Here is a 14,816-nt window from a genome sequence, read left to right on the forward strand (position 1 = left end):
CGGCCCTCGTCGATCGGCCGCCGGGTCAGGCGACGCGGGTCAGCTTGTCCGTGAAGCCGGGCTCCACGAGGTCCTCCTGCAGCGCGACCGGCACCTTGACGGCCCCGTTCTTGCCGTCGCCCACGGTGAGCGTGCCGACCTTCGTCCCGGCCTCCGCGGTGTGCGGCAGCTCCGTCCCGGCGAACGTCAGCTTCACCTCGAGGCCCGCCCAGCCGACGGCCTTGACGTCCTCGGTGACGGCGACGGGCGTACGGCCGCCGAGACCGTCGTCCACGTACCCGACGACCGTGCCCTTCTTCAGGATGCTCGCCGAGGTCAGCGCATCCTGGGCGGCGCGCAGCGCGGGCTTGCTGACCTCGTTGACCGTGTCCAAGATCGACGGGCCCTTGTGCTGGCCGAGGATCGCGCCGACGACGGTGACCTCCTGGCCGCCCACCTCCTTGCGGGCGGCGAAGAGCAGGTTGCCGCCGGCCTTGGTGGTGGAGCCGGTCTTGATGCCGATCGCGCCCATCGTGTAGGGCAGCTCGTTGTAGTTGCTCCAGTACTGCCCGCTCGGGTCCGTCCAGCTGGCCGCGCTGGTGATGGCCACCATGGCCGGGTTCCTCATGGCCGCGATGCCGAGCTTCGTCTGGTCCTCGGCGGTGGAGACGGTGGTCTCCTTCAGCCCCGAGGGGTCGGTGTACGTCGTGTTGGTCATCCCGAGCTCCTTGGCGGTGTCGTTCATCTTCTTGACGAACGCCTCCTCGGAGCCCGCATCCCAACGCGCCAGCAGACGCGCGATGTTGTTGGCGGAGGGGATCATGACGGCCGACAGCGCCTGCTTCTCGGTGAGGAAGTCACCGGCCTTGACGGTGTTGAGCGTGGACTCGCCGTCCTTGTCGTAGCCGCCCTCCTCCTCCGCCTTCGCGTCGACCTCGATCTTCGGGCCTTCCTCACCGGGCTTCAGCGGGTGCTCGCGCAGGATGATGTACGCCGTCATGGTCTTGGCGACCGAGCCGATGGCGACCGGCTTCTGCTCGCCGAAGTGGTCCATCGTGCCGATGCCGTCGCCGCTCATCCACCCCTGTCCCTCGTCCGGCCAGGGCAGCTTCACCGGGTCACCGTCGAAGGTGTGGGTGTCCTGCGCGGTGAGCGCCAGGGTGGGGGCCGGCAGCGGCCGGACGTTCTGCACGATCGCGAAGACGATCAGCAGCAGGATCACCAGCGGCGTCCAGATCTTGATCCGCCGCACGGCCGTCCGCAGCGGGGTCTGCGGGGGCGGCGGCGTGTTGGTCAGCTCAGCCAGCAGATCCAGCGGCGGCTTCGGGGGCAACGGCTGCTGCGTGGTCCGCTCCGGGCCGACCTGCGGCAGGAACGTCGTCGACTCGGCCGGGGCGGGGCCGCCCTGACGCGGAGGCTGCCGCAGGGCGGGGTCCTCCTTGAGCGCGACGAACTTGCTGGTCCGCTCGGCCTCGGCGGCACGGGCGCCCTCACGGGTGGCCGCCTCGCCCAGCTTGAGCATGGTGGTCGGCTGGTCGACGGACGCCTCGGAGGCCCGCGGCGCCCGGAACACGGCGGTGGGCTGATCGACGGGGGCGTCGTCGGCGCCCTTGTCGTCGCCGCTCTTGTCCGGATCGCCCGTGCCCGGGTCGCCCGTGTCCGAGGCGCGGCCGTCCCCGCCGTCCTCGGCGTCCTCGTCGTCGTCCTCGGCCGCGGCGGCCTCGCTCCTGACGTCCTTGCCCTGGTCGTCGCCCTGGGGCGTGCCACCGGACGGGGCGTCGGCGTCCCCGTCGGCTTCACGAGGGCTTTCGCCGTCGTCCTCGGCGCTCGCGGAGGGCCCGGCGTCCTCCTCGCCCTCGTCGCCGGGGGAGACGTCCTCGGGGGCCTCGGAGGCGTCCGCGCCGACCCTGCTGACGTCGTCGTCGCCGTCGTCGTCCTGGGTCTCGTCGTCCGCCCCTGGGCCGTCCCCGGGGTCCTTGCCGTCCGCGTCGGCCTTCGCCGCGGTGACGGCAGCGGCCTCTCCGTCCGGGGCGGCCTTCGTGTCCGCGTCGGCCCTGGCGTCCGTGGGGGCCTTCGTGGCCCTGCCGGACCGCGCGTCCTCGTCGGCGCCCGCCTCCTCGTCACCGTCCTGGGGCGCGTCGTCCGCCGCCGCGTCCGCGCCGTCCCGCTCGGACCCCTCGGAGCCGGCCTCCGCCGCGTCCGCGTCCTCCTTCGGATCCGCCGGCCGCACCCAGGTCGCGACGGCCTCCCGCAGACGCCCGTCACCGCCGTCCACGGCCCCGCCACGTCCTTCGGACGCCGCGTCGTCCACCGCCTCCTCCGAAGCCGAACCCGAACCGGAGCCCGAACCCGAACCGGAGCCCGAACCCGAACCGGAGCCCGAACCCGAGGCCGAACCGGAACCCGGGGCCGACCCCCGCTCCCGCTCCGACTCCCGTTCCGGCTCGGCAGCCGGCCCCGAGGCCGACCTCTCCTCCGGCTCCGGTCCGGAGGCCGCAGCCTCCCGGACCGACAGCACCCGCGTGGCCGTGTCCACGCTTCCCCTGTGCACGCTTCCCCGGTTCCCCGAGCGCCCCGTCTCGCGGGTCATGGCGAGGCGGGGATCCTGCTTCTCGGGAACCGGCCCGGCGCTCCCCGACGTCTGTTCTGCCGACGACTCGCGCTGTTTCGACCTGTCGGGGGACTCGCCCGCCACCGATGCCTCCTCCATGTGCCGCACGCCCCGCGTGCGCCAACCGAACCGTGAACCGCCCGCCCGTGACATCGCCCTGAAGCGCTGTCCGAACCAGGTACCAGTGTCCTGTGTGCGGGCTTACCCCATGCGGTAGACGAGAACGACATAGCTACTGGTTCCACTACGAACCGGTCACGCACCCTCGACAGACCAATGTGAGAGGGGTCACCCTGTCATTCATCCACGCGGGGAGGCATGGATGGGCAGGAGCCGCAGAACACTTCCGGAGGAGCTTCTGCTGCTGGCACTGGACCCGACCACGGGTACCACTGCGCAGCCGCAGTCGCTCGACCTCGGTCTGGCCGGAGCACAGCTGGTGGAGCTGGCGCTGGCCGGACGGATAGCCCCAGACGGGGATCGTATCGCCGTGGTGGTGCCACGGCCGACTGGAGACCCAACACTGGACAGCGCACTGGAGTTGCTGCGAAGGCGTGGCGCTCCCGTGCGGGCCGTCCACTGGATCGGCGGGCCCCGTCTCGGGCTCCGCCAGACCTACCTCTCGCACCTGGAGCGGTGCGGCATGGTGCACGCCGTGGCCGGCCAGATGTGCGGGGTCTTGCCGACGACCCGGTACCAGGCGACGGACACCGAGATCAGCCGGGAGATCAGGGCCCGGCTGGACTCCGCGATCCGTACCGGCGTCCCGCCGGACCCGCGGACCGCGGCGCTCGCCGCGCTGGCGCACGCGGTCGGTCTCGGCAAGCACCTGTACCCGGGGAACGAGGGTCGTTCCTCGCGCTCCCGGTTGCGGGACCTGATCCGGCACGACCCGATGGGCGGACTCGTCGCGCACGCGGTGATGGACGTCCAGAACGGCGTCGCGGCCCAGCCGCGCCGCAGCTCCGCACCGGCGGGCCGGCAGGCCCCCGGCGGCAGGAGCGGACCGGAACCCGCCCGCGGCGTTCCGGCGCAGCCCCACCGCGGATCCATGGCACGGGCCGCCGCCCACTGAGCCGTACGTCCCCCGGGCTCGGCACGGCAGGGCACCACCACGGATCCACGGCACCGCAGACCCGGTCACGGGAGCCGCTGTCCGAGCGGGGCGGAGAGAGCACACGGGCTCTCTCCGCCCCGCTCGGCGTGCCCGAAGGCGCGGTCGCTCCCGGCCGCGGGGCCGTGAACTGGCGTGCACCGGTCGTATATCCACCATTTCCCAGCGGTGGTACGCGCGTTGGTGGCAGTCTGCTCATCGAGCAGACACACACAGTGGCACGTACGAGGTCCAAGTACACAGTGCAAGTACGAGGCACGCAGCCGGAGGTGCACGTCCCGTGGCGTCCAATGTCAATCCCACCGTCCGGCGGCGCCGGCTCGGCCAGGAGCTGCGCCGGCTCCGTGAGCTGAAGGGCATGACGGCCGAGGAGGTCGCGGAGCGGCTGCTGGTGTCGCAGTCGAAGATCAGCCGGCTGGAGAACGGCCGCCGCAGCATCAGCCAGCGCGACGTGCGCGATCTGTGCGGGGTCTACGAGGTCGAGGACCAGCGGATCGTCGACTCGCTGATGCAGATGGCCAAGGACTCCCGCCAGCAGGGCTGGTGGCACGCGTTCGGCGACATCCCGTACAGCGTCTACATCGGTCTGGAGACGGACGCGGAGTCGCTGCGGGTGTACGAGCCGCAGATCATCACCGGTCTGCTGCAGACCCGCGCGTACGCCGAGGCGATCGTCCAGGGCGGTTCGCCGGAGTCCAGTGAGCAGGAGAACGACAAGCGGGTGGAGGTGCGGCTGCGCCGGCAGAGCCGGATCACCGCCGAGCAGGACCCGCTGCGGCTGTGGGTGGTGCTCGACGAGGCCGCGCTGCACCGGGTCGTCGGCAGCCGCCAGGTGATGCGCGAACAGCTGGAGCACGTGCTGGAGCTGAGCCAGCTGCCGCACGTCACCGTGCAGGTGCTGCCGTTCGAGGTCGGCGCGCACGCGGGCATCAACGGCCAGTACTCCATCCTGGAGTTCGCCGACGCGGCCGACTCGAGCGTGGTCTACATCGAGGGCGTCACCAGCGACCTGTACCTGGAGAAGCCGCACGACGTGCAGAAGTACACGGTGATGTACGAGCACCTGCGGGCGCAGTCGCTGAACGTGGAGCAGTCGCGGCGGCTGGTGGAGCGGCTCGTGAAGGAGTACGCGCGCTGAACTTCCGTCGTAGGAGGGCGGGATGCTACACCGCCGACACGTACGGCTGGAAGTCTTGCCCAGGAGATGCCATCCGGTCGAGTGAACGACCGCTCCGGACGACGAGGGTGGCGAGTAGCGTCGATCACGCCAACCGGCATCCGCGGTTGGCGCAATCCGTTCTGCGGGTCCACGCCGGAATGCGCAGGCCGGTGACAGCAACTCAGCATCTGGCTACGGAGCGAACATGGCAATTCGTCTGGGCGCCACGGAAACGTGGACGACGTCCTCCTACACCAACAACAACGGCGCGTGCGTGATGGTCAGGTCGACCACCGAGGAGTCGCTGGAGCTCGGGGACACCAAGATCCCCGAGGGTCCGAAGCTGGCGTTCCCGGCCGACGCGTGGAACGCTTTCGTGGCCTCGGTCCGCTCCTAGCGCCCCGGCGCGGGGACCGGCGCCACCGACAGGCCCTCTCGACGAGTCCGCCGTCCTTGCCGAGAGGGCCGGCACGCGCCCCGCTCCGCACGTCCCGGGGTCCCGGCCCGCCCCGCCGGGAGACGGCAGGACCGGCCGCGGGGAAGCCCCCGCGACCGGCCCCGTGCGACCGGGTCCGTCCTCAGCCCGCGGTCGTCCTCGCCTCCGCGACCGGGAAGGCGACGTCGCACACCGGGTCCTCCGGGCCCGCCGCGTCCCAGTCCGCGAAGTAGACCTCACGGCAGGGCCCCGCGTACGCCAGTCCCTGCTCCCGCATCCACGCCTCCACCGCCTCGAAGGCGGCCAGGATCTGCGGGTGCGCGACCTGCGCCTTGGTGATGCGGGTGCGGGCCAGCCGCATCGCCGGCTCCACCCGCACCGCCGTCCCCCGGGCCCGGCCCCGCTCCGCGGCCCAGGCGCGGGCCGCCGCCTCGTCGGCGACCGGCACGCACGCCTCCGCGGGCCCGTCGCTCTCCACCGTCACCTCGGAGTGGTAGACGACGAACGGTGACCCGGTCGCCCCGCCGCAGGCGCGGGCGCCCTCCTCCAGCCGGCCCAGCGACGCGCCGATCCACGCCGGCAGCTCGCCCGCCAGGATGTGACGCGACTCGGTGAGCACCACCTGCTCCGGCACGTCCACCGTCTCCACCGTGAACTTCCCGTACATCGCGAGGCTCCTCCCCGACAACCGTCCACGGAGATAGTCGGCGAGCGTCCGCTGCGCGGCGTGACGCGCCTCGACCTCGGCCCAGTACGCGTCCAGCCGGCCCGCCTGCGCCGCGCCGTCGCCCGCGTCCACCACCTCGGCGATCCGCGCCAGCGGCATGTCCAGCTGCCGCAACAGCGCCACCAGCCGGGCCCGTTCGACCTGGCTCACCCGGTAGAACCGGTAACCGGTGTCCGCGTCGACCCGCGCCGGCGCCAGCAGCCCCAGCCGGTCGTACAACCGCAGGGCCTTGGCCGACAGGCGGCTGCGCGCCGCGAACGCCCCGATGGAGAGCAGTTCCTCGTCCACGTCGACATTCTCCGTCACCGGGCGGTCCCTCCGCCCGGTGACGACGACGCTCGTCCCTGCCCCAAGGGCAAGGTCAACCGTCAGCCCAGAGCCTTCTCCACGGCCGCCACGACCTCCGCCGACTCCGGCTCGGTCTGCGGGGAGAAACGGGCCACGACGGCGCCGTCCCGGCCGACGAGGAACTTCTCGAAGTTCCAGCGGACGTCCCCGCTGTGCCCCTCGGCGTCGGCGAAGCCCACCAGCCGCTCGTACAGCGGGTGCCGGCCCTCCCCGTTCACCTCGACCTTCTCGGTCATCGGGAACGTCACCCCGTACGTCGCCGAACAGAACTCGGCGATCTCCTCCGCGGAGCCCGGCTCCTGCCCGAGGAACTGGTTGCAGGGCACGCCGAGCACGGTGAACCCCCGCTCCGCGTACCGCTCGTGGAGCCGCTCCAGGCCCTCGTACTGCGGGGTCAGCCCGCACTTGGACGCCACGTTCACGACGAGCACGGCACGGCCCGCGTACTGGGAGAGGCCGGCCGGGCCGCCGGTCAGGGCGCCGATCTCGACGTCGAGCGGCGAGGCGCTGTTGTTCTCGGTAGTCGTCATGGGGCCGACCCTAGCCCCGGCCGCCGACACCGTCCTGACCGCCCCGACGGCGAGCAGGTCGCCCGCGGGCCGTTCGGGCACGGCGTCCGCGCCGAGGGCGGTGAGGTCATGCCCCGATGATCGCGGCGGGGCCGCTCCACCACGATCGGGTGAATCCGTCCGGTACAGGGCAACGGGTCGCATTCCTCGCGGGTCACCTACGCGCACGACCAGTGACGACCAGGGAGTCCCCGCACCGTGACCCAGCCGAACGACCCGAGCCGGCGGCAGCCGCCCTGCGCGCACCGGCAGCCGTACCCGAACCAGCAGCCCTCCCCCCAGCCGCCGGGGTACGGCTTCCCCGGCGCCCCGCCCCGGCCGCCCAGGAAGGGCCGCTTCCTGAAGTTCGCGGGTCTCGGCTGCGCGGGCGTCCTCGGCCTCGTCGTCGTGATCGCCGCGGTGTCGGCGGGCGGCGGCGGCTCCGGCGACGGGGGGAACACGGCCGCCGGCGTCTCCGCGTCCGCCGGGGCGAAGGAGGACACTTCCAAGGCGAAGAGGGAGACCGCGCGGAGCGGCCCGGTGAAGATCACCGCGGAGCGGACGGAGTTCAGCAAGGACCTCCTGGCCGACGGCAGCGCCTACACCAGCGTGCTGGTCACCGTCGTCAACAACGGCGACGACGAGGTGAGCGTGAACCCCCTGTACTTCACGATCACCGACGCCGAGGGCACCAAGCACACCGCCGAACTCGGCGCGGACACGCGGCAGATCGAGACCGTGGACCTCGCGCCCGGCGAGAACATCTCCGGCGCCGTCACCGGCAGGGGCGCCTTCGCACCGCAGTACGTGACCTACACCGACGGCCTCCTGGGCGACCCGGTCCGCGTCGACGTCTCCTGACGCCCGGCCGCCGGAGCCTCAGTCCGCCCGGACGGCGAAGTGCGGGTCGGGGGAGTCCGGGGAGTCCGGGGAGTCCGGGGAATCCGGGAATTCGGGAAGTCCGCGCAGGGCTCCTGGACGGCCTCCACGTCCTCCGTCACGGTGTCACGGGGGAACCCGCCATGCCCTTACCCGCATGCCGGGTCCCGCGGCCGTGTGCGGGCCGGCCCGCCGGGGGTGCCGGGGCGCGATCTCCCTCTCGCCACGGCCCGTGCCCCCACCGGCGCCGCCGACCGCGCCGACCGGGATCGACGGGGAGCCCTGCCCGGGCAACCGTCACCGTGTCCGGGCAGGTCAGAGGCGTAGCGCACCCGTGAACCGGACAGCGGGCGGCACGCCGCGCAACGCCCCCGCATAGAATCCGGCCCATGGTGAAGCCCGACGAGCTGATCGTAGACATCGCCGCCCGCGTGGAATCGGGGCAGAGCAGCCAGATGTCTCTGACCGTGGTCACCGGTGGTGCCGTCATCACCGGCCGGCTGGCTCCCGAAGCCGTGTGGCGGAAGAGGGTCGCGGAGGTGCTGATGGACTCGGACCGACTCGGCGAGTTCGCCTCCGTCTTCGACGCCCCGGTGAAGCGGGACGGCCCGCCCACCCACCTCCACTTCCACGTCGCCCGGATCATCCAGGGCACGGTCGGCATCCCGGAGACGGGCGGCATGTACCGGGTGGCGATCGAGGACGTCAGCGCTTGGACGGTGGGTGACTTCAGCTACTCCTGACCTGTGCCCGTGCCCCCGGGCGTCTTGCGGACACCTGGGCCTGCCCCTTAAGTTACTGGCGAGTAGGCCACAGGTGAACGGAGCGCCGCCATGCCCACGCTGGACCGCCACGAGAACGTCTTCGTCCTCGACCTGGGAGACGGCGAGAACCGCTTCCACCCCGACTGGATCGCCGCGGTCGGGGCCGCGCTCGACGAGGTGGAGAAGGCGGAGGGCCCGCGCGCCCTGGTGACCGCGGCCACGGGCAAGTTCTGGTCCAACGGCCTGGACCTGGAGTGGCTGTTCGCCCACGCGGACCACTACCACGACTACGTGGTCTCCGTGCACGCACTGTTCGCGCGGATGCTGTCCCTGCCGGTCGTGACGGTGGCCGCCCTCCAGGGCCACACGTTCGCGGCCGGGGCCATGCTCTCCCTGGCCCACGACTTCCGCGTGATGCGCGCCGACCGCGGCTACTGGTGCCTGCCGGAGGCGGACATCGACATCCCGTTCACCCCCGGCATGTCCGCCCTCATCCGCGCCCGCCTGACCCCGCAGACGGCCCACGCGGCCATGACGACGGCCCGCCGCTACGGAGGCACGGACGCGGCGGCCGCGGCGATCGTGGACCAGGCGGTCCCGGAGGACGCGGTCCGCTCCACGGCCGTCGACCTGGCCCGGTCCCAGGCGGCCAAGGCCGGCGCCACCCTGGGAACCATCAAGTCCCGCCTGTACGCCGAGGTCCTGACCACCCTGAGGGACACGGCGAACCCGCTGGGCTGACGGGCACGACACCTCGCCGGCGCCGGGAAGGGCGCTCTTCGGATCACCGCCCCGGCCAGTCCGGCACCGCTTCGAGGGTGGGGTAGCTGTGCAGGACCTGGTCCACGCCCGTCAGGGCCAGCATGCGGTGCACGGGCCGGCTGGGTGCGATCAGCACGATACGGGCGCCGGCGGTTCTGGCCGTGCGGTAGGCCGCGATCAGGCAGGTCAGGCCGGTGGAGTCCAGGAACGTCACGCCGGACAGCTCCAGGAGGACGGTGTGGCCGTCGGTGAGCGTCAGCGGCTTCAGCACGTCGGCGAGCCGGTGGGCGGTGTGCAGGTCGAGGGCGCCCCGGACCGTGACCAGGTGGTGGCCGGCGCCCGCCCGGCGGACGTCGATGTGCGGGGCGGGCGGCTGGTCGGAGTGCGTCGAAACGTCCTTGCGCGCGTGCGGGTGGTTCATGGGTACAGCTCCTGCTGGTGGCCGCCGCGCCACTCGGTGAGCAGGACGGTGGCGTCGTCGTCGAGCATGCCGTCGTGGTGGTCCATGACGGCGGTCATCAGCCGGCGCAGGGTCTCGTGCAGGGTGTGCCGGCCGGAGTGGTGACGGCGGATGAACTCGACGAAGCGGTCCCGGCCGAACTCGACGCCGTGCCGGTCGCGGGCTTCGACGATGCCGTCGGTGTACAGCAGCAGGCGGTCGCCGGGTTCCAGCTGCTCGGTGGCCTCGGCGACGGGCAGGCCCAGGTCGGCTCCCATGGGGCCGGCCGGGGGGCAGGACAGGTCGGTGGTCCAGCGGCTGTCGCGGATGAGGATCGGCAGGTGGTGACCGCGGTTGATCCACGTCAGCTTGCCGCTCTCCATGTCCAGGTCCGCCAGGATCGCGGTGACGTAGCGGCGGGCGTCGAACTGCTCGATCAGGGTGCGCTCCACTTCCCGGCTGGTCTCGGCCAGGGAGGCACCCTGCCTGCGGGCGTTGCGGCAGGCGGCGACGGCGACGTTGGCGGTGATGCCGGCGGTGGTGTCGTGTCCCATGGCGTCGAAGACACCCAGGTGGAGAACGTGGCCGGTCACGGCGTAGTCGAAGGCGTCCCCGCCGACCTGGTAGGCGGGCTCCATCACCGCCCCGACGGTGGCGTCATGTCCCGCATAAGCGGGGGGCGGGGTCAGATTCCACTGCATCTCCGCCGCCACGTTCATCGGCTCGGTGCGCACCAGCCGGGCGTAGGAGTCACTGAAGGACCGTTTGCTCAGCACCAGCAGGGCCGTCATCGACGCCAGATCCTTCAAGGCCCCGCGGGCGGCTTCGGTGTCGGTGTCGGTGTCGGCCCGCAACACCCCCAGACGCTCCACACCGTCGGTGACGGCCACCCACCACCGACGCCGCCGCGCACCGCCGTCCCCCTGGGCCCGTACGGGCTCGGGGATCACCTCCACGCGCTGATAGGCCTGGCCGGGCAGGCTGCCCGACACGGTGAACTCCTGCCCGCCCTCCCCCGCGTCCGGCCCCCGGCCGGTGAGCTGGCGCAGCACCGTCTCCTGCATGTCCACCAGGAAGAGCACCGTGTCGTACATGCCCGCCGAAGCGGCATGATCGGCGATCAACCGCGGAAGCTGCTCCATCGTGGCCACATGGCTGGCCTGCATCAACCGCACCAGCGACACCGCGCTGTTCTCCGTCACGGTCCTGGACCCCCTCGCCGGCCTGACATACGACGTCCCGAAGGACCGCGCCGCTTCACGACTCAGGGCGTCGCCGTGCTCCTGTCCTACCGAGTATCCCGCTCAGCGACGGCATGCACCGCTCGACGGCGAGGGCCGCCCGCCGGGTCGCACGTGCGGTCCCGGGACCATCCGACGCCCTGGCAGCCCCGCAGCCCGGTGCACCCCCGCCGACCGGTGACCGGGCGCAGCGTGTGCGTGTCCGATGCGGGTCGTCGACCGGCGCCCGGGGGACGGCATCGAGCCGTGCCGCCGGCCGACCCGCCCGGATCCCTCGGACCGCGCAGGCGGGGCGATCCGCCCGAAGCCGGACATCGGTCCCGTAGGACGGCCGGAGGGGCAGTCCCGGTGCGCCGGACCGGCAGCCCGCGTCGGCGCCGGTCCCCCGACCCTCGGCGACACCTGCGTCGTCCGCGTCTCCGCACCACGACGCCGCTTGCACCTGACAGCGAGGGCAGGACCGTCGGCCGCAGCCCGCACCGCCATGACATCGGCCCCTGAGGAGGAGGTCCGCGCCACGGCTCTGGACGTGGCGCAGTCCCTGTCCGGCAAGGCCGGCAGCACCCTGGGCACGATCAAGTCCCGTCTGTACACGGAGGTCCTGGCCACCCTGAGGGACACAACGAACCCGCTGGGGTGACCCGGCGCCCGGCCCTACGGGACCGACGCGAACCCGGACACGGGAACGGGCACAGGGCAGGACCCCGGCCACCCAGGACTCCGCGTCATCAGCACCCGGCCCCTACGTCCTGCGGACGGACGCGAGCGCCGCCGACATGCCGGCGAACAACACGAAGACCACCAAGGAGGCGAAGAACAGAACGTCGAGCCAACCAGGGTTCGTACCGGTGAGCGTGCCGTCAGCGGACCGGCACGTCACCTCCGGCGGGAAGTGCTGCCGCTGTGCGGCGCCGCAGGTGTTCGGCAGGTCGTCGTTGACGACGTACGCGTTCCCCCAGCACAGCGCCCAGCTGATGAGGAAGACGCCCAACGAGGCGAAAGAGACGCCCCACAACGCGGTCGGCCGGGCCGCGTCGGTGCTCGCCGGGGGTGCAGTCATGATCAGGAGCGTACTGGCACGTGCCGGGCCTCGTGATCCCCGCGGTATGCCGATGTGATCGCCAGGAACGGTGACGGGCGGTCGGCGACAGGTCGTTCGTCCCCTGACGGCTTCGGGTCTTCACCGGAGCCGGGTACGGCGGTGGACCATGGACTCAGCGCCAGTCGTCGATCACGTAGGCGTCCGGGCGGCTGTAGCCGGGTTCGTTGGGCTTGTGCATGGCCACGCCTTGCAGCCCCGTACGGAAGCCGCGGTCGACCATGCGCCGGTAGGCGCCCTCGCGGGCCAGGTTCACTCCGGCGTCCAGTTGCCCCAGTCCCCTCTCGGTGGCCAGCTGCTCGCACGCGTCCAGCAGACGTTCGAACCGGTCCGCGGCGTCCGGGCCAGGGCGTACGGCGCCGAACTTGACGAAGCACACGTCCTCACCGGCCTCCGACCCCGCTCCGCAGTGGCAGACGGCCAGACCGTCGAGGCCGGAGTCGGCGCCCTCGAGGAGGATGGTGTCACCGAGCCCCTGCGCCTGGACGGCCGTGATCTCGCGCTCCAAGCTGAGGCCCTTGTACAAGGCCCCCGTCAGTGCGCGACCGAGGCTCAGTGCCTCGGTCCGCTCAGCGGCGGTCAGCTCGCCGTACAGCACGCGGCCGGGGACCGCGGCACTGACGGCTACCTGTTTCCTCATGACGGCGGTAAGGAAGCGGGGCCAGAAACCGTACCGGCGGTAGAGCTCGAGGTGTTTGGGACTGTGGGAGAAGGTGAACAGGCCGAGGTGGCGGTTCCCCCAGGCGTCGAAGCAGGCCATGACCGGTTCCATGAGGCGCCTGCCGATGCCCTGGTCCCACAGGTCCGGACGTACGGTCAGCGGGCCGAAGTACCCGACGCTGCCCCAGTTGGCGGCGAAGTTCGATCCGACGACCTCGCCCTCGACGGTCGCCGCGAAGGCCGCGTGCGGATCTGCCGCCCAGCGGGTGCGGACATAGTCGGCGGTCCCGAAGAACGTCTCTGGCTCAGGGGCCCCGAGGAAGGTCCCGAAGGCGACCCTGAAGATCGCGTCGGCCCGATCCAGGTCCGGCTCGTCCAGCGCGCGGACCGATACCGAGGCGGCGGAACTCGTGCGCTTCGCTGCGGGCATGATCGCTCTCCTTTCCGCCCCCAGTTCCATCGCACCACGGACACGCGCCGCGGGCGAAGCGACAGGAACGGCGGCACCTCGAGGACAAGGGCGAGCCTCTGCACCGCGCAGCGAACGAGACCACCGAGGGCGAAGGACGCAGGGCCTCACGGCAGCCAATGGGTGTCACCGTGGTCTGCCGCAAGCCACTGCGGTGCTGTGCTTCCGTGCTGCACGCCGGGCCCGACGTGTGACCGTTCGTGGTGCCGGAGTGCCGGAGTGCCGGAGTGCCGGGGTTCTTCAGGCCTTCGGCTGGGTGAAGCGGATGCGGTTGCCGAAGGGGTCACGCAGACCGCAGTCGATTCCGTACGGACGCTCGGTGGGCTCCTCGGTGAACTCCACCCCCTTCTCGAGCAGCGTCTCGTAGGTCTTGCGGCAGTCGTCCGTGGTGAGGATGAGCCAGCCGCCCATGGCTCCCTTGGTCACCAGCTCGCGCACCTGCTCCGCCGTCTCCTCCGACATCGCCGGCGCGCCCGGCTTCTCCAGAAGAATCTGCCGCTCGGGGTGGCCCGGTACGCCGACGGTCAACCAGCGCATGAAACCCATGTCGACGTCTGCGGTGATCTCCAGGCCGAGCTTGCCGACGTAGAAGTCGACGGCCTCGTCCTGGTCGAGGACGTATATCTGCGACTGCGTGATGGCGTTGAACATGACACTGACACTAGTGATCAGCCGGGACGAAAACTTATCCAAAACTGCTCAGTGGACAAGACGTTCTACCGGCCGGTCAGGCATGCGGCCGAGTCCACGCCATCGTGAAGCACGTCGGCACGCCCACGGCAACCGCTTCCTTGCGGTACGTCCGCGGCGACCGGCCGACGATGTCCCGGAACGTCCGGCTGAAGGTGCCCGGGCTGGTGAAGCCGACCTCGAAACCGATGTCCGTCACGCTGCGGTCGGTCTCCCGCAGCAGGAACATCGCCCGTTCCACGCGGCGACGCTGCAGGTAGCGGTGCGGTGTCTCACCGAACGTGGCCCGGAAGGTACGCGTGAAGTGGGCCTGCGACACGTGTGCGACGCGGGCCAGGGCAGGGACGTCCAGTGGCTGCGCGTAGTCGCGGTCCATCACGTCACGCGCTCGGAGCATACGGCGATTGGTCTCTTCTGCAGCGCGGCTCACTGCACCATCCCATCACGGTCCCCCGGGGGCGGGACCCGGGACGGCGGACCTTCCAGGCCCCCCGGGCCACCACTCGCCCCAGCAGATGCAGCCTGACGTGTCGGTCCACTGATCACCGGTTCCGCTGACCAGCGGGCCTGACGAAGCCAACGGCTCAGTCAGCTGAGGCGCCTCTGCCGCACGTACCGAAGGATCACGAGGGTGATCGCAGCGAGCTGCGCAAAGAGCCAGATGCCGATCTCCACCCCTCCCATGCTGCTGCCGAGCGCTATCAGCGCCAGAGCGAAGATGGCGATGACCAGCAGAAGATTCACGATCAAGCGGCGCAACGTCCTGCCCCCTAGGTGTGTGGACTCGTGCCCTGATGGGCATGATCGCAGGTGGTGATCGCCACGTATAGATGTGGCTGACCAGTGCGGTCGGTGGAGCCCTGATGGCCCAAGTGAGCGCCGGCGCATGGG

17 protein-coding genes are annotated in these 14,816 nt (G+C 71.5%); 7 read left to right on the forward strand and 10 right to left on the reverse strand.

All coding sequences use genetic code 11. The features are described from left to right. Positions 1–25: 25 nt before the first annotated feature. On the reverse strand, positions 26–2,689 hold the full coding sequence (locus C1708_RS18720; protein WP_106416362.1) for a D-alanyl-D-alanine carboxypeptidase: 2,664 nt from the start codon (positions 2,687–2,689) through the stop codon (positions 26–28). Positions 2,690–2,912: 223 nt separating this feature from the next. Between C1708_RS18720 and C1708_RS18725 the strand changes: the two genes are divergently transcribed. The 3 genes from C1708_RS18725 (at position 2,913) to C1708_RS18735 (ending at position 5,260) form a co-directional block, all read left to right on the forward strand. Then, entirely contained in the window at positions 2,913–3,665 is a 753-nt protein-coding gene (locus tag C1708_RS18725; RefSeq protein WP_106413760.1) for a GOLPH3/VPS74 family protein, read from the forward strand. Positions 3,666–3,984: 319 nt separating this feature from the next. Further along, positions 3,985–4,842, forward strand: a complete 858-nt coding sequence (locus C1708_RS18730) for a helix-turn-helix domain-containing protein (protein WP_106413761.1) — start codon at positions 3,985–3,987, stop codon at positions 4,840–4,842. Positions 4,843–5,068: 226 nt separating this feature from the next. Continuing rightward, a complete protein-coding gene (locus tag C1708_RS18735; protein ID WP_106413762.1) occupies positions 5,069–5,260 on the forward strand; it encodes a DUF397 domain-containing protein in 192 nt (63 codons plus the stop codon). 181 nt (positions 5,261–5,441) lie between these two features. Here C1708_RS18735 and C1708_RS18740 read toward each other — a convergent pair whose 3' ends face one another. Both C1708_RS18740 and C1708_RS18745 read right to left on the reverse strand, forming a co-directional pair. Beyond that, positions 5,442–6,332 carry a MerR family transcriptional regulator gene (locus tag C1708_RS18740; protein WP_106413763.1) on the reverse strand — a complete coding sequence of 297 codons (891 nt, stop codon included), beginning with the start codon at positions 6,330–6,332 and terminating at the stop codon, positions 5,442–5,444. Between the two features lie 62 nt (positions 6,333–6,394). After that, the gene (locus C1708_RS18745; RefSeq protein ID WP_106413764.1) at positions 6,395–6,904 is read right to left on the reverse strand and encodes a glutathione peroxidase; all 510 of its coding nucleotides are present in this window, start codon (positions 6,902–6,904) and stop codon (positions 6,395–6,397) included. 237 nt (positions 6,905–7,141) lie between these two features. Here C1708_RS18745 and C1708_RS18750 point away from each other — a divergent pair, with 237 nt between their 5' ends. The 3 genes from C1708_RS18750 to C1708_RS18760 all read left to right on the forward strand — a co-directional run bounded on the left by C1708_RS18750 (position 7,142) and on the right by C1708_RS18760 (position 9,306). Continuing rightward, positions 7,142–7,783: a DUF4352 domain-containing protein gene (locus C1708_RS18750; protein ID WP_106413765.1), complete on the forward strand. Its 642-nt coding sequence runs from the start codon at positions 7,142–7,144 to the stop codon at positions 7,781–7,783. Positions 7,784–8,190: 407 nt separating this feature from the next. Then, positions 8,191–8,544 carry a hypothetical protein gene (locus C1708_RS18755; RefSeq protein WP_106413766.1) on the forward strand — a complete coding sequence of 118 codons (354 nt, stop codon included), beginning with the start codon at positions 8,191–8,193 and terminating at the stop codon, positions 8,542–8,544. A gap of 90 nt (positions 8,545–8,634) precedes the next feature. Continuing rightward, a complete protein-coding gene (locus tag C1708_RS18760) occupies positions 8,635–9,306 on the forward strand; it encodes an enoyl-CoA hydratase-related protein (RefSeq protein ID WP_106413767.1) in 672 nt (223 codons plus the stop codon). Positions 9,307–9,349: 43 nt separating this feature from the next. Here C1708_RS18760 and C1708_RS18765 read toward each other — a convergent pair whose 3' ends face one another. Beyond that, a complete protein-coding gene (locus C1708_RS18765; RefSeq protein WP_106413768.1) occupies positions 9,350–9,748 on the reverse strand; it encodes an STAS domain-containing protein in 399 nt (132 codons plus the stop codon). Beyond that, entirely contained in the window at positions 9,745–10,932 is a 1,188-nt protein-coding gene (locus C1708_RS18770; protein ID WP_106416363.1) for a PP2C family protein-serine/threonine phosphatase, read from the reverse strand. Before C1708_RS18770 ends, C1708_RS18765 begins: the two co-directional genes overlap by 4 nt. A 559-nt stretch (positions 10,933–11,491) precedes the next feature. Here C1708_RS18770 and C1708_RS18775 point away from each other — a divergent pair. Further along, positions 11,492–11,647, forward strand: a complete 156-nt coding sequence (locus C1708_RS18775; protein ID WP_198602534.1) for a hypothetical protein — start codon at positions 11,492–11,494, stop codon at positions 11,645–11,647. A gap of 102 nt (positions 11,648–11,749) precedes the next feature. Here the strand turns inward: C1708_RS18775 and C1708_RS18780 are convergent, their stop codons facing one another. The 5 genes from C1708_RS18780 to C1708_RS34020 form a co-directional block, all read right to left on the reverse strand. Next, a complete protein-coding gene (locus C1708_RS18780; RefSeq protein ID WP_106413769.1) occupies positions 11,750–12,067 on the reverse strand; it encodes a hypothetical protein in 318 nt (105 codons plus the stop codon). A 154-nt stretch (positions 12,068–12,221) separates the two neighbouring features. Continuing rightward, positions 12,222–13,196, reverse strand: a complete 975-nt coding sequence (locus tag C1708_RS18785) for a GNAT family N-acetyltransferase (protein ID WP_106413770.1) — start codon at positions 13,194–13,196, stop codon at positions 12,222–12,224. Positions 13,197–13,475: 279 nt separating this feature from the next. Continuing rightward, complete coding sequence (locus tag C1708_RS18790) at positions 13,476–13,886, reverse strand: VOC family protein (RefSeq protein ID WP_106413771.1); 411 nt, start codon at positions 13,884–13,886, stop codon at positions 13,476–13,478. 76 nt (positions 13,887–13,962) lie between these two features. After that, positions 13,963–14,322, reverse strand: a complete 360-nt coding sequence (locus tag C1708_RS18795; RefSeq protein ID WP_106413772.1) for a helix-turn-helix domain-containing protein — start codon at positions 14,320–14,322, stop codon at positions 13,963–13,965. Positions 14,323–14,513: 191 nt separating this feature from the next. After that, entirely contained in the window at positions 14,514–14,669 is a 156-nt protein-coding gene (locus C1708_RS34020; RefSeq protein WP_198602535.1) for a hypothetical protein, read from the reverse strand. Positions 14,670–14,816: the final 147 nt, after the last annotated feature.

Source organism: Streptomyces sp. DH-12 (assembly GCF_002899455.1).
Lineage (GTDB): Bacteria > Actinomycetota > Actinomycetes > Streptomycetales > Streptomycetaceae > Streptomyces.